The sequence below is a fragment of the Arthrobacter sp. SLBN-112 genome (assembly GCF_006715225.1).
In the GTDB taxonomy this organism is placed as follows: domain Bacteria; phylum Actinomycetota; class Actinomycetes; order Actinomycetales; family Micrococcaceae; genus Arthrobacter.
The window spans coordinates 2,124,336-2,149,937 of sequence record NZ_VFMU01000001.1; the positions used below are offsets into that span (position 1 = coordinate 2,124,336).

Consider the following 25,602-nt stretch of genomic DNA (forward strand, 5'->3'; position numbering starts at 1 on the left):
CCGGGTGAAAGGGCGGTTTCCGTGGTAAGCAAGCAGGACACCAGGCGCGCGACGATCAGCGAGATCGCCCGCGAGGCAGGCGTTTCGGTCCCCACCGTGTCCAAAGTGCTGAACGGGCATGCGCATGTGGCAGCGGAGACGCGGGCCCGGGTGGAGGAAATCATCGCCCGCCGCGACTACGCGCGCCGTCCCGCCAAGCGCCGGCAAAAGGCAGGCCTGGTGGACCTGGTGTTTCCAGGACTGGGCTCCGAGTGGGCGCTGGAGATCATTGAGGGCGTGGAACGCGTTGCACAGGATGCCGGCTACGGCACCGTGGTAAGCAGCCTGAGCCTGGACGGCTCGCGCATCCGGCCCTGGCTGGCCAACCTTGCGGAGCGCAAATCGGATGGACTGCTCATGGCCGTGTACCAACTCGACGCCAAGCAGATCCAGCGGGTCAAGTCCCTGGGGATTCCTGTGGTGCTGATCGATCCGGTGGGCCAGCCAGGTCCGGACCTGATGACCGTGGGGGCGGCCAACTGGGAGGGCGGCTACTCGGCCACTGAGCACTTGCTGCAACTGGGGCACAAGCGGATCGCCATGATCGGCGGCCGAGAGGACCTGCAATGCAGCAGTGCCCGCGAGGACGGCTACATCTCAGCGTTGCGCCGGGCAGGCATAGCGGCGGATCCGGCGCTGATGGTTCCGGGAGACTTCTCCATCGAAGCGGGTGAGGCCGCCACCCGCAAACTGCTGGAACTGCCGGAGCGGCCAACCGCGATCTTCACCGGCAACGACGGCCAGGCGATGGGTGCCTACAGGGCTGCGCGCGCTGCCGGGCTGCGGATTCCAGAGGACCTGTCCATCATCGGGTTCGACGACATCCCGGCGGCCGAGTGGATCGAGCCCGGGCTGACCACCATCAGGCAACCAGTAGTCCAGATGGCCGAAACCGCCATGCGGGCCCTGCTCCGGCACCTGGATGGGGACGAGGAACTGCCGCAGCGGATCGAACTAGGCACGGAGCTGGTGGTCCGGGGCTCCACAGCGCCGCCGGCCAAAAAGTAGTCCGCGCCTCCCGACGCCCGCTCACTATTGCCATTAGCTTCTATGGTTTGTGTGCGTCCCGGATATCCGGCGGTGTCTGGCCCTGCATGACCCAGCGGTTGCCGTCCGGATCGCTGAAGTAGGCGAAGAGGACGCCGCCGAGGTCCTGGATCTCGCTGATGTCCGCGCCCCGCCGGACCAGTTCGGTCCGGACATCGGTGATGTCCGGGACCACCAGCTGCAGTCCTTCCAGGCTGCCCGGCGCCATGGTGGTCATCCCGGTGCCGATCACCACCGAGGTGGCCGAACCCGGAGGAGTCAACTGGACCACCCTCATGCCCGGGATGTGCTCCACGTCGTGGTCCAGCACGAAGCCCAGTTTTTCGGTATAGAACGCTTTCGACCTGTCGACATCGGAAACCGGGACCTGGACAACCTCGAGCCGCATCTGCATCTGGCCACTTTATCTTTGCGCCCCCATGAAGGGAACGGATGCACCTTTTACGGCTTGGGGCCTGAAATTGCCGGTCAATTATTAAGGGCAAAAGGAGCTTTGCGTCGGTGTTCCTCAAGGTCCCATCAAGAGTGGCTGAATGTTGGCCCAAGATCCGGCAAATGACCCTTGTCGGGCGAAAACGCGGCATAGGCTCAGCGGCGACGACTTTGTCGGGCTAAGCAGAAGCCTCGGCACTTGCAGGGCCGGATATTCGGGCCCTCATCAATGGGGAAAACTTGTCCGACTACGAAACCCTTCTCGGGTCTGTTCCGTCTGCGCCGGCGCCGAAGCCGCCGCGGAAACCTCGCGCCTCAACGTTCATCGTTGGCATTCTCACCGCACTGTTCATGCTCTTTGGGGCACTGACCGGCGGATTAGGCGGTGCCCTGGTGTTCCTGGGCATTTCGGCTGCGCTCACCGGCCTGTACGTCCTGCTTACAGGGCGGCGTTCCTGGGCCTGGCTCCCGGCGAAACGCAAGGCCGGCGCCGTTGCGCTCGCCGCGTCCTTCGCCCTCTTCATTGGCGGGGCTGTCGCCTTGCCGCACGTCGCCAGTGCGGACTTGAAGGCGGCGTCCTCGGAGAGCACTGCCAAGGCGGCGCCCACCAATGCCAGCCCAACCGCAACAGCCAAGGTGACGCCGTCGTCCACGCCAACTCCCACCGCTGACAGCGATGGTGAGCCCCTGGACCCGGAGAACCCCTACCTTCTCGCGGCCGGCGTCACCGCCACCGCGCCTCACACGCAGCCCGCTTACGCCACTCGGGCGCTGGATTTGCTGGCCACCCTTCCCATCAAGGGCCGGGCGCCGAAGACCGGCTACGACCGGGGGCAGTTCGGCCAGGCGTGGGCGGACGTGGACCGGAACGGCTGCGATACCCGCAACGACATTCTCAAGCGCGACCTTACCGGTATCACCTATACGAACAGTGTTCCCTGCAAGGTGCAGACGGGGACCCTGGCGGATCCCTACACGGGCAAGACCATCAGCTTTGTCCGGGGCTCGGGCACCAGCACTGCCGTGCAGATCGACCACGTAGTAGCGCTCAGTGATGCCTGGCAGAAGGGCGCGCAACAGCTGACCGCGGAGCAGCGGACGGCGTTCGCGAACGATCCGCTGAACCTGCAGGCCACCGATGGTCCCACCAACCAGCAAAAGGGCGACGGCGACGCGGCCACCTGGCTGCCAGCGAACAAGGCCTTCCGGTGTGAGTACGTGGCCCGGCAAATCTCCGTGAAGGCAACATACGGGCTGTGGGTCACGCAGGCGGAGCACGACGCGATGGCGCGCATCCTGGGTGACTGCTCCGGCCAGCTGGCCCCGACGAACCAGCAGGCTCCGGCTCCCGCACCGGCAGTGGTTGAACCGGCACCCGCGGTTGCTCCTGCTCCCGCACCGGTCGCTCCAGCTCCGGTCGCACCCGCTCCTGCTCCCGCACCGGTCGCGCCGGCTCCCGTGGCACCTGCTCCGGTTGCACCCGCGCCTGCCGCCGTTTACTACGCCAACTGCACCGCGGCGAGAGCCGCCGGAGCTGCACCGCTCTACGCCGGCCAGGCAGGCTACCGCCCTGCCCTGGACCGGGATTCCGACGGCATCGCCTGCGAATAGGCCCCACTCTTGTCCGGATTCTCCGGACGCACCTTTATCACCAGAACGCATTCCTAGGGGGAATCATGAAAGTTAATCCCAGTCCTGCACTCACCAGGATGAACAAGACGCTGGCTCTGGCTGTGCTGGCCGGCCTGATGCTGACGGGTTGCGGCGGCAAGGAAGCGGCAACTCAGACCACAGCAACGGCAACCGCTGTGGCTGCGGTTGCCGAGAACGTCACCGTTCCCGCCGTAACTGGCCTGACCTTGGACAAGGCTACCGAGCAGCTGAAAAAGCTCGGCTTCAAGGTTGAGGCTGTGGACACCGTCAAGGGCAAGTCGATCATCGTTGAGAAAAACTGGCAGGTGATTTCCCAAGATCCTGCCAACGGTGCACAGGCTGCGAAGGGCTCCACCGTGCATCTCGGCGTCAAGAACCTCGACGACGTGGCCGCTGAGAAGGCTGCTGCCGAAAAGGCGGCAACTGCCAAGATTGCGGCCGAGAAGGCTGCAGCCGATCAGGCGGCCGCAGCGAAGGCAGCGGCTGACAAGGCCGCGGCGGATAAAGCCGCTGCGGACCAGGCCGCCGCAAAGGCTGCAGCCGACCAGGCCGCGCGGGACGCTGCTGCGAAGCTTGCTGCTGATCAAGCGGCTGCCCAGCAGGCAGCGCAGGCACCAGCACAAGCGCCGGCAGCTGCGGGAGGCGCAACGCCCGGGGCCTTTTGTTCACCCACGGGCTCTGTGGCGCTGAGCAGCAAGGGAGTTACTTACACCTGCAAGCCGTCCGCTACGGATTCGCGTTCACGGTGGCGGCAGTAGCTGAACCAGGTCCGTCGAGCCGCGGTGCCTCCTTTTTGGGAGGTGTCCGCGGCTTGTCAGGTTTAAGAGCTACTGCGGGACAGCAGGCCTCGGAGGGTGAGGAGCGGGGGCCAGGCTCTCTGTGCTGCAGCACACATAGGGGAATTACGACGGCGGGAGGCGGCTTGGATGCCCAAGCGGCCGTTCCTAGCCCGGAATTCCGCGGATCTTTAGTCCCCAAAGGTCGATTTGCGGTTGGGTGTGGGGGCGGGTATTGTTTTCTGAGTCGCCGCCGCTGAAGCGGAAAGATAGCGACCAAACCCCTTACGAAACAGCCTGAAAATGGTTCGCCTCTTGGCGTGCCGGACGTGGGTGGGGCTGGTTTCAGAGCTATGAAGATCGCGGAAACGCTGATTTGCGAAGCTCTTTGAAACCGGGTAAGTTTGGAAAGTTGCTCCGGAGCGATCCTGAACGAAAGTTTGGGTGGTGCCGGGTGTGTCTGTTGTTTGAGAACTCAATAGTGTGCCAAGTTTGTTGATACCGATTTTTTATAAATTGGTTGATTGTGCTGTGCCGCCACCCCGTGGTTGGCATGGTGTTTTTAGCTGGTTTCAAATTTTGCAGCTGTTTCTGCCGTTATTTCCGGTGGTTGTGGTTGTGTCTGTTTTTGTTTTACTTCAACGGAGAGTTTGATCCTGGCTCAGGATGAACGCTGGCGGCGTGCTTAACACATGCAAGTCGAACGATGAAGCCCACTTGTGGGTGGATTAGTGGCGAACGGGTGAGTAACACGTGAGTAACCTGCCCTTGACTCTGGGATAAGCCTGGGAAACTGGGTCTAATACCGGATATGACCTTCCATCGCATGGTGGTTGGTGGAAAGCTTTTGTGGTTTTGGATGGACTCGCGGCCTATCAGCTTGTTGGTGGGGTAATGGCCTACCAAGGCGACGACGGGTAGCCGGCCTGAGAGGGTGACCGGCCACACTGGGACTGAGACACGGCCCAGACTCCTACGGGAGGCAGCAGTGGGGAATATTGCACAATGGGCGCAAGCCTGATGCAGCGACGCCGCGTGAGGGATGACGGCCTTCGGGTTGTAAACCTCTTTCAGTAGGGAAGAAGCGAAAGTGACGGTACCTGCAGAAGAAGCGCCGGCTAACTACGTGCCAGCAGCCGCGGTAATACGTAGGGCGCAAGCGTTATCCGGAATTATTGGGCGTAAAGAGCTCGTAGGCGGTTTGTCGCGTCTGCCGTGAAAGTCCGGGGCTCAACTCCGGATCTGCGGTGGGTACGGGCAGACTAGAGTGATGTAGGGGAGACTGGAATTCCTGGTGTAGCGGTGAAATGCGCAGATATCAGGAGGAACACCGATGGCGAAGGCAGGTCTCTGGGCATTAACTGACGCTGAGGAGCGAAAGCATGGGGAGCGAACAGGATTAGATACCCTGGTAGTCCATGCCGTAAACGTTGGGCACTAGGTGTGGGGGACATTCCACGTTTTCCGCGCCGTAGCTAACGCATTAAGTGCCCCGCCTGGGGAGTACGGCCGCAAGGCTAAAACTCAAAGGAATTGACGGGGGCCCGCACAAGCGGCGGAGCATGCGGATTAATTCGATGCAACGCGAAGAACCTTACCAAGGCTTGACATGAACCGGTAACGCCTGGAAACAGGTGCCCCGCTTGCGGTCGGTTTACAGGTGGTGCATGGTTGTCGTCAGCTCGTGTCGTGAGATGTTGGGTTAAGTCCCGCAACGAGCGCAACCCTCGTTCTATGTTGCCAGCACGTGATGGTGGGGACTCATAGGAGACTGCCGGGGTCAACTCGGAGGAAGGTGGGGACGACGTCAAATCATCATGCCCCTTATGTCTTGGGCTTCACGCATGCTACAATGGCCGGTACAAAGGGTTGCGATACTGTGAGGTGGAGCTAATCCCAAAAAGCCGGTCTCAGTTCGGATTGGGGTCTGCAACTCGACCCCATGAAGTCGGAGTCGCTAGTAATCGCAGATCAGCAACGCTGCGGTGAATACGTTCCCGGGCCTTGTACACACCGCCCGTCAAGTCACGAAAGTTGGTAACACCCGAAGCCGGTGGCCTAACCCCTTGTGGGAGGGAGCTGTCGAAGGTGGGACTGGCGATTGGGACTAAGTCGTAACAAGGTAGCCGTACCGGAAGGTGCGGCTGGATCACCTCCTTTCTAAGGAGCACCTCCAACCTTTTCCTGTCCTGGTGGATGCCGGGGTGGGGGGTTGTCAGGAAGCAAGCCCGCAGCATGGACGTTTGTTCCGTGGCGGGTGCTCATGGGTGGAATATCAACGAATAGGTGCCTGGTGGCACGAATCATTTGTGCTAGTACGGGCCGGCTCCTTTGTGGGTTGGTTCAGGAACGTTGTGTGGTTTGTTCTGCTGGGTAGTGTTTGGCACACTGTTGGGTCCTGAGGCAACAGGACCGTTTGGGGGCCTTCGGCTTTCCTGGACGGGAGTGTTTGTTTCTGGTTTCCCTGCCATGACGTCCCGTGCATGCTAACCCTTTTGGGGGTTGTGTGCGGGGGTGTGTGGTGTGGGGTTGTTGTTTGAGAACTACATAGTGGACGCGAGCATCTTGTATAAGAAGCAATTTCCAAGATTAATGAACCTGGATCTGGCTGCGCTGTTGATGCCCTTTTTTGGGGTGTTGGGGTGTGGTTGGTTTTCGTGGTTCTCTCGAAAATGTTTTTGATCTTTGTGGTCAAGTTTTTAAGAGCACACGGTGGATGCCTTGGCATTAGGAGCCGAAGAAGGACGTAGGAATCTGCGATAAGCCTGGGGGAGTCGATAACCGGACTGTGATCCCAGGGTGTCCGAATGGGGAAACCCCGCCAAGCGCGCGAGTGACTTGGTGACCCGTACCTGAACACATAGGGTGCGTGGGGGGAACGCGGGGAAGTGAAACATCTCAGTACCCGCAGGAAGAGAAAACAATAGTGATTCCGTTAGTAGTGGCGAGCGAACGCGGATCAGGCTAAACCGTTCCATGTGTGATAGCCGGCGGGCGTTGCATGGTCGGGGTTGTGGGACTTTCCATACCAGTTCTGCCGGGCTGGTGGGGTGTGATGTGCGCGCATAGGTGAACGGTTTTGAAAGGCCGGCCAGAGAGGGTGTTAGTCCCGTAACCGTAATGTGTTTGTACCGCCTGTGAGAGTATCCCAAGTAGTACGGGGCCCGAGAAATCCCGTGCGAATCTGTCAGGACCACCTGATAAGCCTAAATACTCCCTAATGACCGATAGCGGACCAGTACCGTGAGGGAAAGGTGAAAAGTACCCCGGGAGGGGAGTGAAACAGTACCTGAAACCGTGTGCTTACAATCCGTCGGAGCCAGTCTGATTCTGGTGACGGCGTGCCTTTTGAAGAATGAGCCTGCGAGTTAGTGTTACGTCGCGAGGTTAACCCGTGTGGGGCAGCCGTAGCGAAAGCGAGTCTGAATAGGGCGTTGCAGTGGCGTGATCTAGACCCGAAGCGAAGTGATCTACCCATGGCCAGGTTGAAGCGACGGTAAGACGTCGTGGAGGACCGAACCCACTTCAGTTGAAAATGGAGGGGATGAGCTGTGGGTAGGGGTGAAAGGCCAATCAAACTTCGTGATAGCTGGTTCTCCCCGAAATGCATTTAGGTGCAGCGTTGCGTGTTTCTTGCTGGAGGTAGAGCTACTGGATGGCTAATGGGCCCTACAAGGTTACTGACGTCAGCCAAACTCCGAATGCCGGTAAGTGAGAGCGCAGCAGTGAGACTGTGGGGGATAAGCTTCATAGTCGAGAGGGAAACAGCCCAGACCACCAACTAAGGCCCCTAAGCGTGTGCTAAGTGGGAAAGGATGTGGAGTTGCGAAGACAACCAGGAGGTTGGCTTAGAAGCAGCCACCCTTAAAAGAGTGCGTAATAGCTCACTGGTCAAGTGATTCCGCGCCGACAATGTAGCGGGGCTCAAGTACACCGCCGAAGTTGTGGATTTCGGATTTTAGCTAAGCCGCCCCTTGTGGGTTGGTTCAGGCGTCCGGAGTGGTAGGGGAGCGTCGTGTGGGCGGTGAAGTCGCGGTGTAAACCAGCGGTGGAGCCTACACGAGTGAGAATGCAGGCATGAGTAGCGAAAGACGGGTGAGAAACCCGTCCGCCGAATGATCAAGGGTTCCAGGGTCAAGCTAATCTGCCCTGGGTAAGTCGGGACCTAAGGCGAGGCCGACAGGCGTAGTCGATGGACAACGGGTTGATATTCCCGTACCGGCGAAAAACCGCCCATGCTGAGCGGGGGATACTAACTGCCCGAAACCTGCCCGACCGTCCTTTGGATGGAAGGGTTTTGGTGGAGCGCAGGACCTGATCCCGGGAGGCAAGCGTATTAACAGGTGTGACGCAGGAAGGTAGCCGAGCCGGGCGATGGTTGTCCCGGTCTAAGGATGTAGGGCGAGTGGTAGGCAAATCCGCCACTCACGTGCCTGAGATCTGATGGGACCCCCGTTTGGGGGGATTTGGTGATCCTATGCTGCCGAGAAAAGCATCGACGCGAGGTTTTAGCCGCCCGTACCCCAAACCGACACAGGTGATCAGGTAGAGAATACCAAGGCGATCGAGAGAATTATGGTTAAGGAACTCGGCAAAATGCCCCCGTAACTTCGGGAGAAGGGGGGCCCCAACCTTGATGGACACTTGCTGTCCGGAGGGGATCGGGGCCGCAGAGACCAGGGGGAAGCGACTGTTTACTAAAAACACAGGTCCGTGCGAAGTCGCAAGACGATGTATACGGACTGACTCCTGCCCGGTGCTGGAAGGTTAAGAGGACCGGTTAGCCGCAAGGCGAAGCTGAGAATTTAAGCCCCAGTAAACGGCGGTGGTAACTATAACCATCCTAAGGTAGCGAAATTCCTTGTCGGGTAAGTTCCGACCTGCACGAATGGAGTAACGACTTCCCCGCTGTCTCAACCATAAACTCGGCGAAATTGCAGTACGAGTAAAGATGCTCGTTACGCGCAGCAGGACGGAAAGACCCCGAGACCTTTACTATAGTTTGGTATTGGTGTTCGGAGTGGCTTGTGTAGGATAGGTGGGAGACGTTGAAGCCCGGACGCCAGTTCGGGTGGAGTCATCGTTGAAATACCACTCTGGTCACTTTGGACATCTAACTTCGGCCCGTAATCCGGGTCAGGGACAGTGCCTGATGGGTAGTTTAACTGGGGCGGTTGCCTCCTAAAAAGTAACGGAGGCGCCCAAAGGTTCCCTCAGCCTGGTTGGCAATCAGGTGTCGAGTGTAAGTGCACAAGGGAGCTTGACTGTGAGAGAGACATCTCGAGCAGGGACGAAAGTCGGGACTAGTGATCCGGCGGTACATTGTGGAATGGCCGTCGCTCAACGGATAAAAGGTACCTCGGGGATAACAGGCTGATCTTGCCCAAGAGTCCATATCGACGGCATGGTTTGGCACCTCGATGTCGGCTCGTCGCATCCTGGGGCTGGAGTAGGTCCCAAGGGTTGGGCTGTTCGCCCATTAAAGCGGTACGCGAGCTGGGTTTAGAACGTCGTGAGACAGTTCGGTCCCTATCCGCTGCGCGCGCAGGAAATTTGAGAAGGGCTGTCCTTAGTACGAGAGGACCGGGACGGACGAACCTCTGGTGTGTCAGTTGTACTGCCAAGTGCACCGCTGATTAGCTACGTTCGGATGGGATAACCGCTGAAAGCATCTAAGCGGGAAGCTCGCTTCGAGATGAGATTTCCATACACCCTCGGGTGTGAGAGGCCCCCAGCCAGACCACTGGGTTGATAGGCCGGATGTGGAAGCGAGGACTAACGACTCGTGAAGCTGACCGGTACTAATAGGCCAACAACTTACACCACACAGATATATACAAAACTCTGCTTGCGTCCACTATGTGGTTCCCAACCAACAACCCGCCACGGGAAACGTGTTGAACGGAACCAACAACTAAATACACAACACCACAATGTTGTAACCACAAGATTTCCCACACCCACCAAAACACCGGGGGTGACGGGTAAAAGGGTTACGGCGGTCATAGCGTGGGGGAAACGCCCGGTCCCATTCCGAACCCGGAAGCTAAGACCCACAGCGCCGATGGTACTGCACCCGGGAGGGTGTGGGAGAGTAGGTCACCGCCGGACACACATTAATGGTCGAGGCTCCAACCACACGGTTGGGGCCTCCCACATTTAACCCAGCTCCCACCCAACAAAACCCCACACCGCAACCCAGGAAACCAGCAGGAACTGATGGGGCACCCCATGAAGACCAACAGGAACTGATGGGGCGTTGCGGGGGAGTACGGTAATGGGACCGTAGGATTGTTGAACAATCTGAGTTTTTAGGGCATTCTTGGATGAACAGCAATCCGAGACGGAGATCACAATGCCCAGCATCGACCTGAACAGCGACGTCGGCGAGTCCTTTGGGAACTGGTCCTTCGGCGATGACGCCGCCATTTTCGAGAGCGTATCCAGCGCCAACGTGGCCTGCGGCTTCCACGCTGGCGACCCTATAGGCATCCTGGCCACCTGCCAGGCCGCCGCGAAGGCCGGCGTTACGGTGGGCGCACACCCCGGCTACCGTGACCTGGCCGGCTTTGGCCGCCGCTTCATGGACATGGGCCCGGCTGAGCTCACCGCAGACGTGGTGTACCAGATCGGTGCAGTGCAGGCTATGGCCCTCGCCGCCGGAACCGCTGTCCGCTATGTCAAACCGCACGGCGCGCTGTACAACACCATCGTGAACCACCCCCAGCAGGCCGGTGCCGTCGTGGCTGCCATCCTGGCGGTGGACCCCAGCCTCCCCCTCATGGTGCTCCCCAACTCCGAGATCCAGCGCCAGGCCCAGGCGGCAGGGCTGCGGACCGTGGCAGAGGCCTTTGCTGACCGTGCCTACAATCCGGACGGTACCCTGGTCTCCCGCCGCGAACCCGGAGCTGTGCTGCATGCGGTGGAGGACGTCGTCGAACATGTCCTGCGCCTGGCAGGGGACGGTGTGGTCCGGGCCATCGACGGATCGCTGGTCCCCGTCAAGGCCGAAAGCATCTGCCTGCACGGTGACACCCCCGGCGCCGTGGCAATGGCCGCCGCCGTCCGCTCCGCGCTGGTGGACGCCGGCATCCGGATCGAGAGCTTCGCCTAACATGGCCGCCATGCAACTGCAGCGTACAAGCACTGCCCCCCACGCGGAGCTGACCGGCATCCGTCCCGCCGGCGACCGTGCCATCCTGGTGGAGCTGCCCTCCCTGGAAGCGGTCCTCAGCCTTCAGGCGCAACTCACTGCGCATCCGCAACCGGGCCAGATCGACGTCATCGCCGCCGCAACCACCATCCTCATCACGGCGGACTCGCCCCAGTCGGCGCAGGCGCTGGCCGCGCATGTCCGCAGCCTGGACCTGGACGCACCCGCGGACACCGAGAGCGCGCTGGTCACCATCGACGTGGTGTACGACGGCGAGGACCTGGACGAGGTTGCGTCGCTCACCGGCCTGGGCCGCGAGGCAGTGGTGGCCGCCCACACAGGTCAGCTCTGGACCGCCGCCTTTGCCGGATTCGCACCCGGCTTTGCCTACCTCACCGGCGAGAACCCCAGCCTGGAGGTGCCGCGGCGACGGTCACCGCGGACGGCCGTCCCCGCCGGAGCCGTTGCCCTGGGCGGGGCGTACTCCGCCGTCTATCCGCGGCAATCGCCGGGCGGCTGGCAGCTGATCGGCCGGACCGATGCAGTCATGTGGGACCTGGACCGGGAAAATCCCGCACTTATCCGCCCCGGTGATACCGTCCGCTTCCAAGCCGTCCGCGCCCACGCCGTCGTGACGGAGGTGCCGGAAGCATCAGCCAGCAGGACGCCTGCAGAACAACAAGGTTCCCCAGGCCTGGCCGTCCGCAAACCCGGACTGCAGGCCACCGTGCAGGACCTGGGGCGGCCTGGCTTCGCTTCGCTGGGCGTCAGCAGCGCCGGCGCCATGGACCGGGGAGCGCTGCGCCGCGCCAACCGCATGGTGGGCAACGCCGAGGGCGCCGCCGGAATCGAACTCCTCTTCGGCGGGCTTGAACTCGAGGCCCTCACCGACCAGGTCCTGGCCGTCACGGGGGCAGCTGTCCCGCTGGAGGTCACGCCGGGGACAGATTCCGCACAGGCATCACAGCGGACGACGGCGGTACGGCACCCCGCGTGCGACGCCCCCTTCGCGCTGCTGGCAGGGGAGAGGCTGACCGTGGGCAACCCCAGCGCAGGGCTCCGCTCCTACATCGGGGTCCGTGGGGGAATCGGTGGCGCCGTTGCCCTGGGCAGCCGCTCCACGGACAGCATGTCAGGGATCGGCCCCAAACCGCTCGAAGCCGGAACCATCCTGCCCGTTCAGGCCGCCAAACCTGGCAGCATCGTTGGCCACCCGGAAATATCGCCCCTCCCGGACCAGGACGGGGCCACCGTGCTGCGGGTGGTTCCAGGACCCCGGCAGGACTGGTTCAGCCCCGAAACCCTGCAGGACTTCCTGGCCCGGGAATGGACCGTCACGCCACAGTCCAACCGCATCGGCCTGCGCCTCAACGGCCAGCCGCTTACCCGCAGCCGGGACGGTGAACTGGCCAGCGAAGGAACTGTCCGCGGCGCCGTGCAGGTGCCGCCGGAAGGCCAGCCCGTCCTGTTCCTCTCCGACCACCCGGTGACCGGCGGGTACCCGGTGATTGCCGTCGTCGTCCATGCCGACCTGGACAAGGGCGCCCAGCTTCCCCCGGGCACTACCGTGCGTTTCACCGCCGCAGCATCACCGGCAGAACTGCCCGAAACACCTAAGGAATCCCATGCATAAAGTCCTCATTGCCAACCGCGGCGAAATCGCCGTGCGGATTGCCCGCGCCTGCGACGATGCCGGCCTGGACAGCGTGGCCGTCTACGCCGACCCCGACGCCGAAGCGCTCCACGTCTCCGCCGCCACCGAGGCGTACTCGCTGTCCGGCTCCCGTCCGCAGGAAACCTACCTGGACATCAAAAAAATTCTCGCGGTTGCGGCCAAAAGCGGTGCGGACGCCGTCCACCCCGGCTACGGCTTCCTGTCCGAAAACGCCGGATTCGCCCAGGCAGTGCTCGACGCCGGGCTGACCTGGATCGGCCCCTCCCCGGAAACCATCCGGCTGCTGGGTGACAAAGTCAGCGCCCGCGAAGTGGCGGTCCGCGCCGGTGCGCCGCTGGCACCCGGCAGCGACGGGCCGGTGGCCAGCGCCGAGGAAGTCCGCGCCTTCGCCGAACAGGTGGGCCTTCCGGTGGCCATCAAAGCTGCCTTCGGCGGCGGCGGCCGCGGCCTCAAGGTGGTCCGGAACATGGCGGACATCGAGGAAAGCTTCGACTCCGCGGTCCGCGAATCCCTCGCAGCCTTCGGCCGGAGCGAATGCTACGTGGAGAAGTTCCTGGACCGGCCGCGCCACGTGGAGGCCCAGGTCATCGCCGACACACACGGCAACGTGGTGGTGGTGGGCACGCGCGACTGCTCCCTGCAGCGCCGCCACCAGAAGCTCGTGGAGGAGGCCCCGGCCCCCTTCCTCACCCCTGAACAGCGGGCGGCCATCCACGCCTCGGCCAAGGCCATTTGCCGCGAGGCCGGCTATGTGGGCGCCGGCACGGTGGAGTACCTGCTGGACGGAACCGGCTTCCTGAGCTTCCTGGAGGTCAACACGCGATTGCAGGTGGAGCACCCCATCACCGAGGAGACCTCCGGCGTGGACCTGGTGGCCGCCCAACTGTCCATCGCGGCGGGGGAAATACTTCCCATCCTGGCGGACCCCGAGCCCCGCGGCCACGCCTTTGAGTTCCGCATCAACGCCGAGGATCCGGGCCGCGGCTTCCTGCCGTCACCCGGCCGTGTGGAATCGTTCGAGGTGCCCACCGGGCCGGGGATCCGTGTGGACACCGGCGTCCGGTCCGGCTCCGTGGTCCCCGGGCAGTTCGACTCCCTGCTGGCCAAACTCGTGGTGACCGGCGCGGACCGGCAGCAGGCCCTCCGCCGCGCCCGGCGTGCCCTGCGTCAGTTCCGCATCGGAGGCCTGGCCACCGTCCTGCCGTTCCACCGGGCGGTAGTGGAGGCGCCGGACTTCACCCGCACGGACACGCTTGGCGTCTACACCACCTGGATCGAGAACGAGTTCGCCACCGCCCTCGAGGCGGACCCTGCCTTCAGCCCTGCCGCGCCGGAAGAGCCGCGCCGGACCATCGGCATCGAGGTGGACGGCAAACGGATGGAGCTGGGACTGCCCAGGGCGCTGCTGGATTCCCTGCTGGACGGCGGTGGCCGGGCACGCACAGAGGCTCCGGAGAGCAGCGGCGAGGCCGCGGCGGAGAAGAACGACGGCGACCTGCTGGCCACCATGGCCGGCACCGTAGTCAAGTGGCTGGCTGAGCCGGGGGCAACAGTCGAGGAAGGGGAGGCGGTGCTGGTGCTCGAGGCCATGAAGATGGAAACGGCCGTTGCCGCTCACCGTGCCGGCACCCTGGGCGAGCAACTCGCTGCGGCGGGGGACGCCGTCGCGCCCGGACAGGTGCTCGCCACTATCGGGTGAGCGAGCCTCACGAGGACATACGTGCGAAGACGCGGCAGACTGCCAGGCTGAACCAGAGCTGGAGGTCGTGGAACCTGTCCCGGAGCAGATGGCCAGTGAAGAGCCCGGACGGTTCCTGGTGTGCGGCCAGCCAGTCGCGCGCCTGGTCGGTTTTTTCCGATCTGAGGCCGGGGCTGATGATGCTGATGGCGTCGAGGGCGGAAACGAGGTCCGTCATCCAGAAGGGAAAGCTGAATTCGGTCCAGTCGGCCACACGGCCCTTATCCGGGTAGGCGTCCGGCTCGAACAAGCGGCCCGCCAGCAATTCCGCAGCCTTCTGTGCGGAGGCGCTTTTGCGGTGCCGGGTATGGGACGCATACGCCCTGAGCACCACCCCGGTGATCAGATGCGAGAACGGCTGCGCCGGATCGCCGGGGATGGTCTGCGGCTCCTCGAGCGCGTCCAGATTCCTCCCCCGGGTGCGGAACGGAAGGGCCCAGCCACCGTCGTCCTGCCGCGACGCCTCAAGCCAGCTGAACGCGCGTTCCACGCGGGGGTCGTCGCCGTACCCCGCTTTGCTCAGGAGCCCGATGAGGGCCGCCGTGTAGTTGGGAGACACCTGGTTGCCGTAAATCCCTCGAAGATCACCCTCGGCGGACTGGTGCGAGAGCACATAGCCGGCGGCTGCGGCGAGGGCCGGATGCCGGCACGTCAGCCCGAACATCTCCACGAGAAACCCGAGCTGCCGGTAGGTCTCCAGCAGGTCGTAATCCATCCTGGCCCGGGGCCGTCTTCCCGGATAGGCCCACGACCCGTCGGCCGCCTGGCGCCGCAGGATCCGGCGCGGGATCGGCAGGTCCCACAGCGCTTCATCCGGTGCCCCCGCCGGGGCGGATGGCAGCCCCGCCGTCCCGGGGAGCAGCTCCCGAGAGGCCCAGGAGCGTACGGCAGGATGTGCGCTCGACAGCAGCGGGGCGAGGGGGTCGAACCGTAGGCAGTCAAGCCACGTCATGCTCACCATGATGGCGGAATACGTCCGGTGCGGACAGGGTGGCGGTGTCCGGCCGGATATCGTGGTGCCATGACGTTTGACGAGGTGCTGGCCGATCTCCAAGCCCAGGCCAGGACCACCAAGCACGCCGAAACAGGTCTCTGGGTGGCGGCCCAGCTCCGCAGCCGGATCGCCGCCGGCCAGCTCGCGCCCGGATCCAAGCTCGCGGAGGAAGCCCTCCGCGAAGCCCTGGGCGTGTCCCGCAACACCCTGCGGGAGGCCTTCACGGCGCTGCATGCGGAGCACATCGTTACCCGCATCCCCAATCGCGGTGTTTTCGTGGCCCACCCTACGGCGGACGACATCCGCGAGATCTACCGCGTGCGCCGGTTCCTGGAGCCGGCCGCAGTCCTGTGGTCCGTCGATGCTCCCGTTGAGCCCCTGGCCGGAATCGTCAAAGCCGCCAGGGCAGCCGCCGCGGAAGGCGACATCCCCGGGATGGCCAGTGCCAACCAGGATTTCCACCGCGCCATCGTTGACCGCAGCGGCAGCGAGCGGCTGAACAGCCTCATGGACCAGGTCCTGGCCGAGATGCGCCTGGTGTTCCACTCCATGGCTGCCAATCCGGCCTTCCACGAGCCCTATGTGGAGGACAACGCGCGGATCGTGGAGCTCCTGGAGGCCGGCGACCTGGCCGCGGCAGCGGACTTCCTGGCCGCCTACCTGGACCGCGCCGAAGCCCAGCTGCTCGCCGCCGTCGGCCGCTAACGCGCCCAGCCGCAGCATTCCAGCCCAGTTAGGCGGGCCGGCAGAAAGGGGGTTGCAGGATTGTTGAACAAAAAGCTATGCTTTAGATCACATCGTTGTCCTGCAGCCCACTAAACCCTGCAGCCCTAACGTGACCGGGGCTCCCGCCCCCCGGCGCCGTCACCCCCAATGACCAACCCCATGGACGCGCCGGCCCCCACTTTCGCAGACCCGTCACGGGTCCCCTGGGAAGGGATAATCATGCTTGTACTCATCGGGGTGCTGCTGGTGATCATTGGCTTCGCCATCCGCCTGAACCCCCTGATTGTCGTCACTGTCGCCGGCATCGTCACCGCACTGCTGGGCGGCATGAACCCCGCGCAGATCCTTGACTCGTTCGGCACCGGCTTCGCCAGCAGCCGCTCGGTCACCATCTTCGTGGCGGTGCTGCCGGTGGTGGGCATCATCGAGTTCTTTGGGCTGCAGGAGCAGGCCAAGATCCTCATCGGAAAGCTCGCCAAGCTCACGGCAGGCCGGGTCCTCCTGGGCTACCTGGCCGTCCGCCAGCTGACCGCAGCCGTGGGCCTGAACAGCATCGGCGGCCACGCCCAGACCGTCCGTCCGCTGGTGTTCCCCATGGCAGAGGGCGCGGCACTGCGCCGCTACGGCCACGTGCCGGAGCACATCAGCGAGCGGATCAAGGGCCACTCGGCCGGCGCGGACAACGTGGGCGTGTTCTTCGGCGAGGACGTGTTCGTGGCGGTCGGCTCAATCCTGCTGATCACCACGTTCGTGGACACCACGTACCACCTGCACCTGGAACCGCTCCAGCTGGCCCTTTGGGCCATCCCCACCGCCATCGCGGCCTTCCTGATCCACGGCTTCCGGCTCCTGCGCCTGGACAAGCAGCTGGACAAGGAATACCGCGAGTACGAGCTCACCGCCCAGAAGGAAACCGCAGGAGAAGCCAAATGATCAACGTTGAAGCCGTCTACTGGCTGATCGGCATTCTGTTCGTCGCCTGGGCAGCACTGATTGCCGCCGACACCCACCACCCCCGCCGCTGGGGCAGCTCCTCCTTCTGGGGCCTGCTCGGCCTGTGCTTCTTCTACAGCACCTGGGTCCAGGCGGGCACCGCACCGGGCTGGATCCTGGGCATCGCCGTCCTGGTCCTGGTGGTGCTGGCCTCCACCGGCCTGCTCGGTCACGGCAAGCACCGCACCTCCACGGGCCCGGAGCGCGAGGCCTTCGCCAAGCGCTTCGGCAACAAGCTCTTCCTCCCCGCGCTCACGCTGCCGCTGGTCACCGTAATCCTGGTGCTCGTGGCGCCAATGCTGTCCATCGGCGGCACCCCGCTGCTTGATCCCAAGAACACTACGCTGGTAGCCCTGGCCATCGGGGCAGTAGCCGCCGTCGTCGTCGCCCTGGTGATCCTCAAGCCCAAGAACCCTGCCACGCCCATCTTCGAAAGCCGCCGGATCCTCGAATCCATCGGCTGGGCCGCGCTGCTGCCGCAGATGCTCACCACCCTGGGCATCCTCTTCACCAAGGCCGGCGTGGGCACCGCGGTGGGCACCCTCGCGTCCGGGCTGCTGCCCAAGGGCTCACTGATCGCCGGCGTGGTGGTCTACTGCGTGGGCATGTTCCTGTTCACCGTGCTCATGGGCAACGGCTTCGCCGCGTTCCCCATCATGACCGCGGCCATCGGCTGGCCCGTGCTGGTGGAAGGGTTCCACGGCGACCCCGCCATCGTCTTCGCCATCGGCATGCTGGCCGGCTTCTGCGGCACACTGTGCACACCCATGGCCGCCAACTTCAACCTGGTGCCATCCGCGCTGCTGGAAATGAACAACAAGTACGGCGTCATCACGGCCCAGGTAGGAACGGCCATCCCGCTGCTGGCCGTCAACATCGCCCTGATGTACTTCCTGGCCTTCCACTAACCCTGCCTTTCGAAGGAGCATGATGGACAACGATCTTCGCGCACAGGCGGCACCGGACTACGCGGCCGTGGTGCTGGGCAACCTCAGCGAGCCCTTCCCGCACTCGGCCCACCACACCCAGGTCTCCGCCGCCGACCGGCCCACCCCCGAACAGATCCACCCCGCGTTCTACACCTCCTTCGACTGGCACTCCTGCGTGCACATGCACTGGCTGGGGGTCAGCTTGCTGGATGCTTCATCCTCGCCTAAGGAAGCAGCGCCCGACGGCGGCACGGCGGCTTGGGTGGACAGCTCCACCGCAGCGTCGCTCCGGGAAGCGCTGGGCGCCAACCTGACTCCGGCCAAGCTGGCGGTGGAGCGGGACTACCTGCTGGCCAACCCGTCCTGGGAGCGGCCGTATGGCTGGGCCTGGCTGATGCGGCTGGCTGCCACGTCCTCCGCGTCATCGGACGCCCAGATCCGCGAGTGGGGCGCTGCCTTGGAGCCGCTGGTGGATGCGGTGGCGGAGCTCAGCGTCGCGTGGATGGCGAAGGCGCAGTACCCGGTCCGGCACGGACTGCACACCAATGCCGCGTTCGGGGTGGGCTACATGCTGGATGCGTTCCGCTCGCTCGGCCGCACCGATGCTGCCGAGGCCTGCGAGGCCGCGGCCCGGGACTGGTTCGGCAACGACCGCGGCTGGCCGGGGGACTGGGAAATCAGCGGCCAGGACTTCCTCTCCGCCGGCTTCAGCGAGGCCGACCTGATGCGCCGCGTCCTTCCCGCAGATGAGTTCGCCGCCTGGTTTGCCGGGTTCCTGCCCGGGCTGTCCACAGAGTCGCGTATCCTGCAGCCGGTGAGCGTGACGGATGAGACCGACGGTTACCTGGTACACCTGCACGGGCTGAACCTGACCCGCGCGGGGCAGGTGGCACGGATCATCGCCACGCTTAGTGGGTCGGAAAGCCCCGAGGCGTCCGCCGCCGCGGCTGTGCTGTCCGAGGCGCTGGATCCGCTCCTGAAAGCTGGACTCTCCGGGCTGGAAAGCGGCGACTTCATGTCCACGCACTGGTTGGCCAGTTTCGCCTGGGACGCACTGGGATCAGTCGCGGCACTGGACTGAATATCCTTGCGGTGCCCACCGGCGCCCACGGCACGGACCAGTCATACTCCGTCCCGTGGGCGCCTGGTGTGTATCCGGGAGTTCCGTCGCGTTAGTCTTGCTGCACCACGTGCACCGAGCGCGTGACCTGGGAGCAGCGGGCAGGGTCGTAATGAGCTGACCGTCCGTCCGCGAGACCTAAGGAAGCCGATGCGCCATCACGTCACAACCTGCCTTTCAGACCCTGCAGTGGCAGGGGACGCCGCCACCCTCAAGTCCCGGAGGAAGCGGACCAGGCACCCACGGCTGGCGGTGGGGGACCGCGTACGCTTTGCCGAGGGAACCCTTGCCGGCACCGGCGTGGTGGACGCCGTCACGTCCGACTACTCCATCATCTGGGTCTGGACGGACGAGGGCCAAGGCCGGCGCATGTTCCTGCAGGGCTACGGGAGCATCGTGTCCGCCGTGGGGCAGGAATCGCAGCAGGAAGAGAACCGGTCCGCAGACTGAACGGTCACCCGCCTACCGGCCAGCGGCGTCGGACTCTTCCTCGACGCGCCGCCTGCGCCGCTCGTCTGCCTGGCCGATGCCGTCGCGGACGGCGGCGCGGACTACGCCGTAGAGGATGTAGAAGAAGATCGCTCCGAAGAGGACGAACAGGACCGGGCCCGTGAAATTAGCCAACGTTGTTGTCCTCCTCAGGCCAGTACTGCTGAACGCCGGCAGCGGCGTCCCGCAACCGCCCGCCGTCGAGCATCACCGAGGTTTCCGACAGGCCGAAGTCCGTCCACTGGGCAACCAGTCGGAGGTCGCCGGCCGGGGGAAGGGGCCAGAGCCAGAGCGTGCCGGTTCCCGAGAACTCGTCCTCGCCGCCGCTGCCCCCGCCATTGTTCAGCGCCAGGACGGGAGGGTCGGGCTGCTGACCACGTTCCATGAAGACATGCGGCCCCATGGCTCCGGTGGTGGCTTTGGAACCATCCGGGAATTCGACGCCGAACATCAGGCCCGTCTGTTGTCCGCTGCCGCGGCGGATGCCCATCCGCGGCTGGAAGAACAGGTGCTGCAGATCGTCCCAGTCCTCGTCCGATTGATGGCCGCGGCGGAAAAGCCAGGACAAGCTGAATACGCAGCCGGTAGAGAAGACGTCGGCGCTCTTGACCGCCACCACCATCGCCGGAGTCCGGCTCACAAACGTGCCCACATGGACAACGGCCGGCAGCTCATAGGGCGGGGCGGCGGCCCACGGCGGCGGGACGTATCGCTGTGAGCGCGGCCGGGGTGGCAGGGGAGGGACGGGAAAGTCCTGGAAGAACGTCATGGTGGTCCTTGGGTCCGCTGGCTGCGACTGACCAGCGGAATGGCGGCAGTGCCGCCCTGGATCCCCCAATCCGTCCTTACCCGGCCAGTCTAGCCCTCCGGTGTGCCGCCCTTGCCGCTTGGGTGGTGACCAGCCCAGGGCTCTCTCCCACCTTTTGGTGGGACAATAAGGGCAGGGCACCTGTCACGGCGCCGGCCCGGCGACGGCACGTCCCGCCACTAACAGGAGGGGATCCTGATGGACCCCACCACCGTTGTTGTCATCGTCCTCGTCGTCCTACTGCTCATCGTCGCGAAGATGTCCATCCGGATCGTGCGCCAATACGAGAAGGGCGTGCTCTTCCGGCTTGGCAGGGTGGTGGGCGTCAGGGACCCGGGCCTGCAGCTGATCGTGCCCATCATCGACCGGCTGCCGCTGGTCAGCCTGCGGATCGTGACCATGCCCATCCAGTCCCAGGGCATCATCACCCAGGACAACGTAAGCGTCGACGTCTCGGCGGTTGCCTACTACCGCGTGGTGGACGCCGTGAAGTCCGTCATCGCCATCGAGAACGTGGCCGCGGCCATCGACCAGATAGCCCAGACCACGTTGCGGAAGGTCGTCGGCCGCCACACGCTGGACCAGACCCTGTCCGAGACTGAACGGATCAACGTCGACATCCGCGAAATCCTGGACGTGCTCACCGTCGAATGGGGCGTCGAAGTTACCTTGGTGGAACTGAAGGACATCCAGCTTCCCGAAAGCATGAAGCGCGCCATGGCCCGCCAGGCTGAAGCCGAACGCGAAAAGAGGGCGAAGATCATTGCCGCCGAGGGCGAAGCCATCGCGGCAGCTGCACTCGGGGACGCCTCCGACACGATGATGGCCCACCCGCTGGCACTGCAGCTTCGGAACCTGCAGTCGCTGGTGGAAATCGGCGTCGACAAGAACACCACCGTGGTCTTCCCCGCCCCGCTCATGAGCACCATCGGCGAACTCTCCGCATTCCTGGCCCGCGAAAGCCAGGCGGCGTCCTCCGGCGGCAAGTCACCGGTGAAGGCGGCCTGACCCGTACAAGTCCAGCACCAGGAGGACGCTAAAGTCGTGCCATGACCACTGCTGCTCTACGTCCTGTCTACTTCCTGTCGGACAGTACCGGCATCACCGCGGAAACACTGGGGAATACGCTTCTGACGCAGTTCCCCGTGGACAACTTTGACCGCGTCACCATTCCGTTCATCACCACCCCCGAACAGGCCCGGTCGGTGGTGCGCACCATCGACGGCCTGGCCGCGGCCGGACCCCGGCCGCTGGTGTTTTCCACCGCGGTCAACGGCGAGATCCGGCAGATCCTGGCCGGCTGCAACGCTGTCATCGTGGACCTGATCGGCACCCACGTGGGCGTCCTGGAAGCGGCGCTGGGCACGCCCGCCAGCGGAGAGCCCGGCCGGGCGCACGGGCTGGGGAACGCCGCACGCTACCAGTCCAGGATGGCGGCGGTGGAGTATGCGATGGAGCACGACGACGGCCAGAGTCTGCGTGCGCTGGAAAAGGCCCAGGTGATCCTGGTGGCCCCGTCCCGCTGCGGCAAGACGCCCACCACCATGTACCTGGCGCTGCAGCACGGGATCTTCGCGGCAAACTTTCCCTTGGTGGATGAGGACTTCCAGCGGGACGGGCTGCCCAAACCGCTGAAGCCTTTCGTGTCGAAGTGTTTCGGCCTGTCCTCCAACCCGCTGCGCCTGAGCCAGATCCGCACCGAACGCCGCCCCAGCTCGCCCTATGCGTCCCTGCGGCAGTGCGGCTTTGAGCTGCGCAGCGCCGAGCAACTGTACGTCTCGCACCGGATTCCGTACCTGAACTCCGCCACCGTCTCGGTTGAGGAAATGGCGGCCACCATCCTGCAGCGGATGAACCTCAAGCACTAGCGGTTGTTTCACAAACGTGGCGTGGCACACATCAGGTGGAAAGTCCGCTGCAGACCTGAAACTCTTAGCAGGGTTTTTCTTCCGGCCGGCACCACCGTGAGCGGCCGGCAACGCCTATGCCACCCGACTGCAAAGGAGCAGCAATCATGACGACAGACGTTCTGTGGTTCTCTGAACTTGGACTCAAGGACCTGGACAAGGTGGGCGGCAAGAACGCCTCCCTGGGCGAGATGGTGCAGAACCTCACCTCGGCCGGCGTCCAGGTCCCGGACGGCTTCGCCACCACGGCCGACGCCTACCGCCGGTTCCTGGCCGACTCGGGCCTGGACCAGAAGATCGCCGACCGGCTCGTCGGACTGGACACCGATGACGTGACGGCCCTGGCCTCGGCGGGCCAGGAAATCCGCGCCCTGGTCCGGGACACCCCCTTCCTGCCCGACTTCGAGGCACAGGTCCGCGAGGCGTACCAGCAGCTGGTGGACAAGCACGCCGGCTCCGCGGACCTGTCCTGGGCGGTCCGGTCCAGCGCCACGGCCGAGGACCTTCCCGACGCCTCCTTCGCCGGGCAGCAGGAAACCTTCCTGAACGTCCGCGGGATCGACAACATCCTGCACGCCATCAAGGACGTCTTCGCCTCGCTCTACAACGACCGCGCCATCGCCTACCGGGTGCACCACAAGTTCGAACACGCCGACGTGGCACTTTCGGCGGGCATCCAGCGCATGGTGCGTTCCGACGTCGGCGCGTCCGGCGTCATGTTCACAATGGACACCGAGTCCGGCTTCCAGGACGCCGTCTTCGTCACGTCCTCCTACGGGCTGGGCGAAGCCGTGGTGCAGGGCGCTGTGAACCCGGATGAGTTCTACGTGTACAAGCCCGCCCTGGAGGCCGGCCGTCCCGCGATCCTCAAGCGCGGCCTGGGCGAGAAGGCCCTGCAGATGACGTACACCAACAACAGCGAGATCGGCCGCACCATCGACTTCGTGCCGGTGGAGGCTTCCCTGCGCTCGCGCTTCAGCCTGACGGACGACGACGTGGAGCAGCTTGCACGCCACGCCATCGCCATTGAGAAGCATTACGGCCGTCCGATGGACATTGAGTGGGGCAAGGACGGCACTGACGGGGGCCTGTACATCCTGCAGGCACGCCCGGAAACCGTGCAGTCCCGCCGCGCCCCCGGCAGCCAGAGCCGCTTCCGCCTGAACGCCACCGGCCCCGTGCTGGTGGAAGGGCGCGCAATCGGCCAGCGGATCGGCGCCGGCAAGGTCCGGATCCTCACGGCGATCGACCAGATGGCCTCCTTCCAGACCGGCGATGTGCTGGTGGCGGACATGACTGACCCCGACTGGGAACCGATCATGAAGCGTGCCTCCGCCATCGTCACCAACCGCGGCGGACGCACCTGCCACGCGGCCATCATCGCCCGCGAACTGGGGATCCCCGCCGTCGTCGGCACCGGCAGCGCAACCGACGCGCTGACTGACGGCCAGGAGGTGACCGTGTCCTGCGCCGATGGCGAGACCGGAAGCATCTACGAAGGCCTGCTGGACTTCAGTGTGGAGGAAACCGGCATCACCGAGCTGCCCGAGGCGCCGGTGAAGGTCATGATGAACGTGGGCACCCCGGAGCAGGCCTTTACCTTCGCGCAGCTGCCCAACCACGGTGTGGGCCTGGCCCGGCTGGAATTCATCATCAACCGGCAGATCGGCATCCACCCCAAGGCCCTGCTGAACCTGGACAGCCAGCCGGAGGATGTGGCCGCCGAAATCCGGGATCGCATCGCCGCCTACGAAAACCCCCGCGACTACTACATCAAGCGGCTGGCCGAGGGCGTGGCCACCATCGCCGCGGCCTTTGCGCCGGAACCGGTGATTGTCCGCATGTCCGATTTCAAATCCAACGAGTACGCCAACCTGATCGGCGGCCCGGCGTACGAGCCGCACGAAGAGAACCCCATGATCGGCTTCCGTGGCGCGTCCCGGTACCTGGAGCCGTCGTTCCGGGACTGCTTCGACCTTGAGTGTGAGGCCCTGTCCTTCGTGCGCAACGAGATGGGCCTGACCAACGTCAAGCTCATGATCCCGTTCGTAAGGACGCTGGACGAGGCACAGGGCGTCATCGAACTGCTCGCAGAGAACGGGCTGCGCCGCGGCGAGAACGGCCTTGAGGTGATCATGATGTGCGAGCTGCCGTCCAACGCGCTCCTGGCCGACGAGTTCCTGGAATTCTTTGACGGCTTCTCCATCGGCTCCAACGACATGACCCAGCTGACCCTTGGCCTGGACCGGGACTCGGCCATCGTGGCCAACAGCTTTGACGAGCGGGACGCGGCCGTGAAGAAGCTGCTCAGCATGGCCATCAAGGCCTGCCGGGCGCGCGAAAAGTACGTTGGAATCTGTGGCCAGGGCCCCAGCGACCACCCGGACTTCGCCGAGTGGCTGGTGAAGGAAGGCGTCAACTCCATCTCCCTGAACCCGGACACCGTGGTGGATACCTGGCTCCGGCTTGCCGGGGTATCAGAGGATGCGTCGGACGGCGTGGAGGTTGCCGCTGCCGTCTGACCGGTAACGCTGCTGCTTTAGGGGGCGGCTCCGCCACGGCCGAAACGCCGTGGCGGAGCTGCCCCTCACTGCTTGGACAGTTCAGGAAGCAGCCCCAGCTGGCCAAGAAGTTCCAGCTGGTCGAAATAGGCGTGGTGGGTGCTGATGAGGCCCGCCTCCACCTTGGCAACGTCGCAGCTTCGCACCCGGACCCGCCTGCCGGTGGGCGGCAGGGTCCCGCCCGTGGGCAGGCTCAACGGCCCGGTGTTTGTGCCCACCACGAAGCCCTCGACGATCACTACGTTCCCCGCCTCGTGAGTGGCCAACTGTTCGTATCTGACGTCCGGCATGGCCTCCCAGAAGTGGAAGAAGTAGTTGGCGATCGCCTCACGCCCGGAGACCTCGCCCTGGTCCGGAGTCTGGATCACGGCGCCAGCGGCGTAGCAGCCTGCCAAGGCCTCCCGGTCCTTTGTATCCATGGCCGTCATCAGCCGGTCCATGACATCGCGTGCCTGTCCCATTGCAGCCTCCTTGGTTCTGTGGTTTTTGTTGTGGATGCCCGGTTTGGTGCGGCGCCCATGCAGGAAAAGTACGACGGCGGCAGCCACCGGCGCGATCCCCG

General features: G+C 64.2%; 19 protein-coding genes and 3 rRNA genes. 17 read left to right on the forward strand and 5 right to left on the reverse strand.

Translation table 11 applies throughout. The features are described 5' to 3' along the window. Window positions 1-21 precede the first annotated feature (21 nt). Window positions 22-1,047 (forward strand): LacI family DNA-binding transcriptional regulator, encoded by a 1,026-nt coding sequence (locus FBY33_RS09925; RefSeq protein WP_142030424.1) that lies wholly within the window; start codon window positions 22-24, stop codon window positions 1,045-1,047. 40 nt (window positions 1,048-1,087) lie between these two features. Here the strand turns inward: FBY33_RS09925 and FBY33_RS09930 are convergent, their stop codons facing one another. After that, window positions 1,088-1,480, reverse strand: a complete 393-nt coding sequence (locus FBY33_RS09930) for a VOC family protein (RefSeq protein ID WP_142030425.1) — start codon at window positions 1,478-1,480, stop codon at window positions 1,088-1,090. A 278-nt stretch (window positions 1,481-1,758) separates the two neighbouring features. Between FBY33_RS09930 and FBY33_RS09935 the strand changes: the two genes are divergently transcribed. From FBY33_RS09935 to FBY33_RS09970, 8 genes are all read left to right on the forward strand, one after another. Beyond that, window positions 1,759-3,129: a GmrSD restriction endonuclease domain-containing protein gene (locus FBY33_RS09935; RefSeq protein ID WP_142030426.1), complete on the forward strand. Its 1,371-nt coding sequence runs from the start codon at window positions 1,759-1,761 to the stop codon at window positions 3,127-3,129. Window positions 3,130-3,194: 65 nt separating this feature from the next. Further along, on the forward strand, window positions 3,195-3,929 hold the full coding sequence (locus FBY33_RS09940; RefSeq protein WP_235010508.1) for a PASTA domain-containing protein: 735 nt from the start codon (window positions 3,195-3,197) through the stop codon (window positions 3,927-3,929). Window positions 3,930-4,585: 656 nt separating this feature from the next. Then, window positions 4,586-6,107, forward strand: a 16S ribosomal RNA gene (locus FBY33_RS09945). Window positions 6,108-6,636: 529 nt separating this feature from the next. Further along, window positions 6,637-9,773: ribosomal RNA gene (locus tag FBY33_RS09950) — 23S ribosomal RNA — on the forward strand. 168 nt (window positions 9,774-9,941) lie between these two features. Continuing rightward, a 5S ribosomal RNA gene (gene rrf / locus FBY33_RS09955) occupies window positions 9,942-10,058 on the forward strand. Together the 16S, 23S and 5S rRNA genes form the textbook arrangement of a ribosomal RNA operon. 244 nt (window positions 10,059-10,302) lie before the next feature. Then, a complete protein-coding gene (locus FBY33_RS09960; protein WP_142030427.1) occupies window positions 10,303-11,061 on the forward strand; it encodes a LamB/YcsF family protein in 759 nt (252 codons plus the stop codon). Between the two features lies 1 nt (window position 11,062). Next, the gene (locus tag FBY33_RS09965; protein ID WP_142030428.1) at window positions 11,063-12,733 is read left to right on the forward strand and encodes a 5-oxoprolinase/urea amidolyase family protein; all 1,671 of its coding nucleotides are present in this window, start codon (window positions 11,063-11,065) and stop codon (window positions 12,731-12,733) included. Continuing rightward, window positions 12,726-14,474, forward strand: coding sequence for an acetyl/propionyl/methylcrotonyl-CoA carboxylase subunit alpha (locus FBY33_RS09970; protein WP_142030429.1), 1,749 nt, complete (start codon window positions 12,726-12,728; stop codon window positions 14,472-14,474). The genes FBY33_RS09965 and FBY33_RS09970 overlap by 8 nt, the downstream gene beginning before the upstream one ends. Window positions 14,475-14,481: 7 nt before the next feature. Here the strand turns inward: FBY33_RS09970 and FBY33_RS09975 are convergent, their stop codons facing one another. Next, window positions 14,482-15,465, reverse strand: a complete 984-nt coding sequence (locus FBY33_RS09975; RefSeq protein WP_235010509.1) for a prenyltransferase/squalene oxidase repeat-containing protein — start codon at window positions 15,463-15,465, stop codon at window positions 14,482-14,484. Window positions 15,466-15,534: 69 nt separating this feature from the next. Here FBY33_RS09975 and FBY33_RS09980 point away from each other — a divergent pair, with 69 nt between their 5' ends. The 5 genes from FBY33_RS09980 to FBY33_RS10000 all read left to right on the forward strand — a co-directional run bounded on the left by FBY33_RS09980 (window position 15,535) and on the right by FBY33_RS10000 (window position 19,725). Then, entirely contained in the window at window positions 15,535-16,212 is a 678-nt protein-coding gene (locus FBY33_RS09980) for a GntR family transcriptional regulator (RefSeq protein ID WP_142030430.1), read from the forward strand. 240 nt (window positions 16,213-16,452) lie between these two features. Further along, window positions 16,453-17,166 carry a DUF969 domain-containing protein gene (locus FBY33_RS09985; protein ID WP_142030431.1) on the forward strand — a complete coding sequence of 238 codons (714 nt, stop codon included), beginning with the start codon at window positions 16,453-16,455 and terminating at the stop codon, window positions 17,164-17,166. Continuing rightward, a complete protein-coding gene (locus FBY33_RS09990; RefSeq protein ID WP_142030432.1) occupies window positions 17,163-18,134 on the forward strand; it encodes a DUF979 domain-containing protein in 972 nt (323 codons plus the stop codon). The genes FBY33_RS09985 and FBY33_RS09990 overlap by 4 nt, the downstream gene beginning before the upstream one ends. 22 nt (window positions 18,135-18,156) lie before the next feature. Further along, window positions 18,157-19,236, forward strand: a complete 1,080-nt coding sequence (locus FBY33_RS09995; protein WP_235010510.1) for a DUF2891 family protein — start codon at window positions 18,157-18,159, stop codon at window positions 19,234-19,236. A gap of 189 nt (window positions 19,237-19,425) precedes the next feature. Further along, window positions 19,426-19,725: a hypothetical protein gene (locus FBY33_RS10000; protein ID WP_142030434.1), complete on the forward strand. Its 300-nt coding sequence runs from the start codon at window positions 19,426-19,428 to the stop codon at window positions 19,723-19,725. A gap of 12 nt (window positions 19,726-19,737) precedes the next feature. Here FBY33_RS10000 and FBY33_RS20500 read toward each other — a convergent pair whose 3' ends face one another. Together FBY33_RS20500 and FBY33_RS10005 are read right to left on the reverse strand one after the other, a co-directional pair. Then, window positions 19,738-19,899 carry a hypothetical protein gene (locus FBY33_RS20500; RefSeq protein ID WP_200831354.1) on the reverse strand — a complete coding sequence of 54 codons (162 nt, stop codon included), beginning with the start codon at window positions 19,897-19,899 and terminating at the stop codon, window positions 19,738-19,740. Next, on the reverse strand, window positions 19,892-20,533 hold the full coding sequence (locus FBY33_RS10005; protein ID WP_235010511.1) for a hypothetical protein: 642 nt from the start codon (window positions 20,531-20,533) through the stop codon (window positions 19,892-19,894). The genes FBY33_RS20500 and FBY33_RS10005 overlap by 8 nt, the downstream gene beginning before the upstream one ends. Window positions 20,534-20,770: 237 nt before the next feature. Between FBY33_RS10005 and FBY33_RS10010 the strand changes: the two genes are divergently transcribed. The 3 genes from FBY33_RS10010 (at window position 20,771) to ppsA (ending at window position 25,001) form a co-directional block, all read left to right on the forward strand. Further along, a complete protein-coding gene (locus FBY33_RS10010; protein WP_142030435.1) occupies window positions 20,771-21,580 on the forward strand; it encodes a slipin family protein in 810 nt (269 codons plus the stop codon). 41 nt (window positions 21,581-21,621) lie between these two features. Then, window positions 21,622-22,440, forward strand: coding sequence for a pyruvate, water dikinase regulatory protein (locus tag FBY33_RS10015; protein ID WP_142030436.1), 819 nt, complete (start codon window positions 21,622-21,624; stop codon window positions 22,438-22,440). Window positions 22,441-22,586: 146 nt separating this feature from the next. Further along, the gene (gene ppsA, locus FBY33_RS10020) at window positions 22,587-25,001 is read left to right on the forward strand and encodes a phosphoenolpyruvate synthase (protein ID WP_142030437.1); all 2,415 of its coding nucleotides are present in this window, start codon (window positions 22,587-22,589) and stop codon (window positions 24,999-25,001) included. 65 nt (window positions 25,002-25,066) lie between these two features. Here the strand turns inward: ppsA and FBY33_RS10025 are convergent, their stop codons facing one another. Then, complete coding sequence (locus FBY33_RS10025; RefSeq protein ID WP_142030438.1) at window positions 25,067-25,501, reverse strand: nuclear transport factor 2 family protein; 435 nt, start codon at window positions 25,499-25,501, stop codon at window positions 25,067-25,069. Between the last annotated feature and the right edge of the window lie 101 nt (window positions 25,502-25,602).

What these genes read in the sequence shown, in the direction of transcription:
- FBY33_RS09930 (WP_142030425.1), bottom strand. Translation starts at nt 1,480, where the DNA reads ATGCAGATGCGGCTCGAGGTTGTCCAGGTCCCGGTTTCCGATGTCGAC.
- FBY33_RS09940 (WP_235010508.1), top strand. Translation starts at nt 3,195, where the DNA reads ATGAAAGTTAATCCCAGTCCTGCACTCACCAGGATGAACAAGACGCTG.
- FBY33_RS09960 (WP_142030427.1), top strand. Translation starts at nt 10,303, where the DNA reads ATGCCCAGCATCGACCTGAACAGCGACGTCGGCGAGTCCTTTGGGAAC.
- FBY33_RS09965 (WP_142030428.1), top strand. Translation starts at nt 11,063, where the DNA reads ATGGCCGCCATGCAACTGCAGCGTACAAGCACTGCCCCCCACGCGGAG.
- FBY33_RS09970 (WP_142030429.1), top strand. Translation starts at nt 12,726, where the DNA reads ATGCATAAAGTCCTCATTGCCAACCGCGGCGAAATCGCCGTGCGGATT.
- FBY33_RS09975 (WP_235010509.1), bottom strand. Translation starts at nt 15,465, where the DNA reads ATGACGTGGCTTGACTGCCTACGGTTCGACCCCCTCGCCCCGCTGCTG.
- FBY33_RS09980 (WP_142030430.1), top strand. Translation starts at nt 15,535, where the DNA reads ATGACGTTTGACGAGGTGCTGGCCGATCTCCAAGCCCAGGCCAGGACC.
- FBY33_RS09985 (WP_142030431.1), top strand. Translation starts at nt 16,453, where the DNA reads ATGCTTGTACTCATCGGGGTGCTGCTGGTGATCATTGGCTTCGCCATC.
- FBY33_RS09990 (WP_142030432.1), top strand. Translation starts at nt 17,163, where the DNA reads ATGATCAACGTTGAAGCCGTCTACTGGCTGATCGGCATTCTGTTCGTC.
- FBY33_RS09995 (WP_235010510.1), top strand. Translation starts at nt 18,157, where the DNA reads ATGGACAACGATCTTCGCGCACAGGCGGCACCGGACTACGCGGCCGTG.
- FBY33_RS10000 (WP_142030434.1), top strand. Translation starts at nt 19,426, where the DNA reads ATGCGCCATCACGTCACAACCTGCCTTTCAGACCCTGCAGTGGCAGGG.
- FBY33_RS10005 (WP_235010511.1), bottom strand. Translation starts at nt 20,533, where the DNA reads ATGACGTTCTTCCAGGACTTTCCCGTCCCTCCCCTGCCACCCCGGCCG.
- FBY33_RS10010 (WP_142030435.1), top strand. Translation starts at nt 20,771, where the DNA reads ATGGACCCCACCACCGTTGTTGTCATCGTCCTCGTCGTCCTACTGCTC.
- FBY33_RS10015 (WP_142030436.1), top strand. Translation starts at nt 21,622, where the DNA reads ATGACCACTGCTGCTCTACGTCCTGTCTACTTCCTGTCGGACAGTACC.
- ppsA (WP_142030437.1), top strand. Translation starts at nt 22,587, where the DNA reads ATGACGACAGACGTTCTGTGGTTCTCTGAACTTGGACTCAAGGACCTG.
- FBY33_RS10025 (WP_142030438.1), bottom strand. Translation starts at nt 25,501, where the DNA reads ATGGGACAGGCACGCGATGTCATGGACCGGCTGATGACGGCCATGGAT.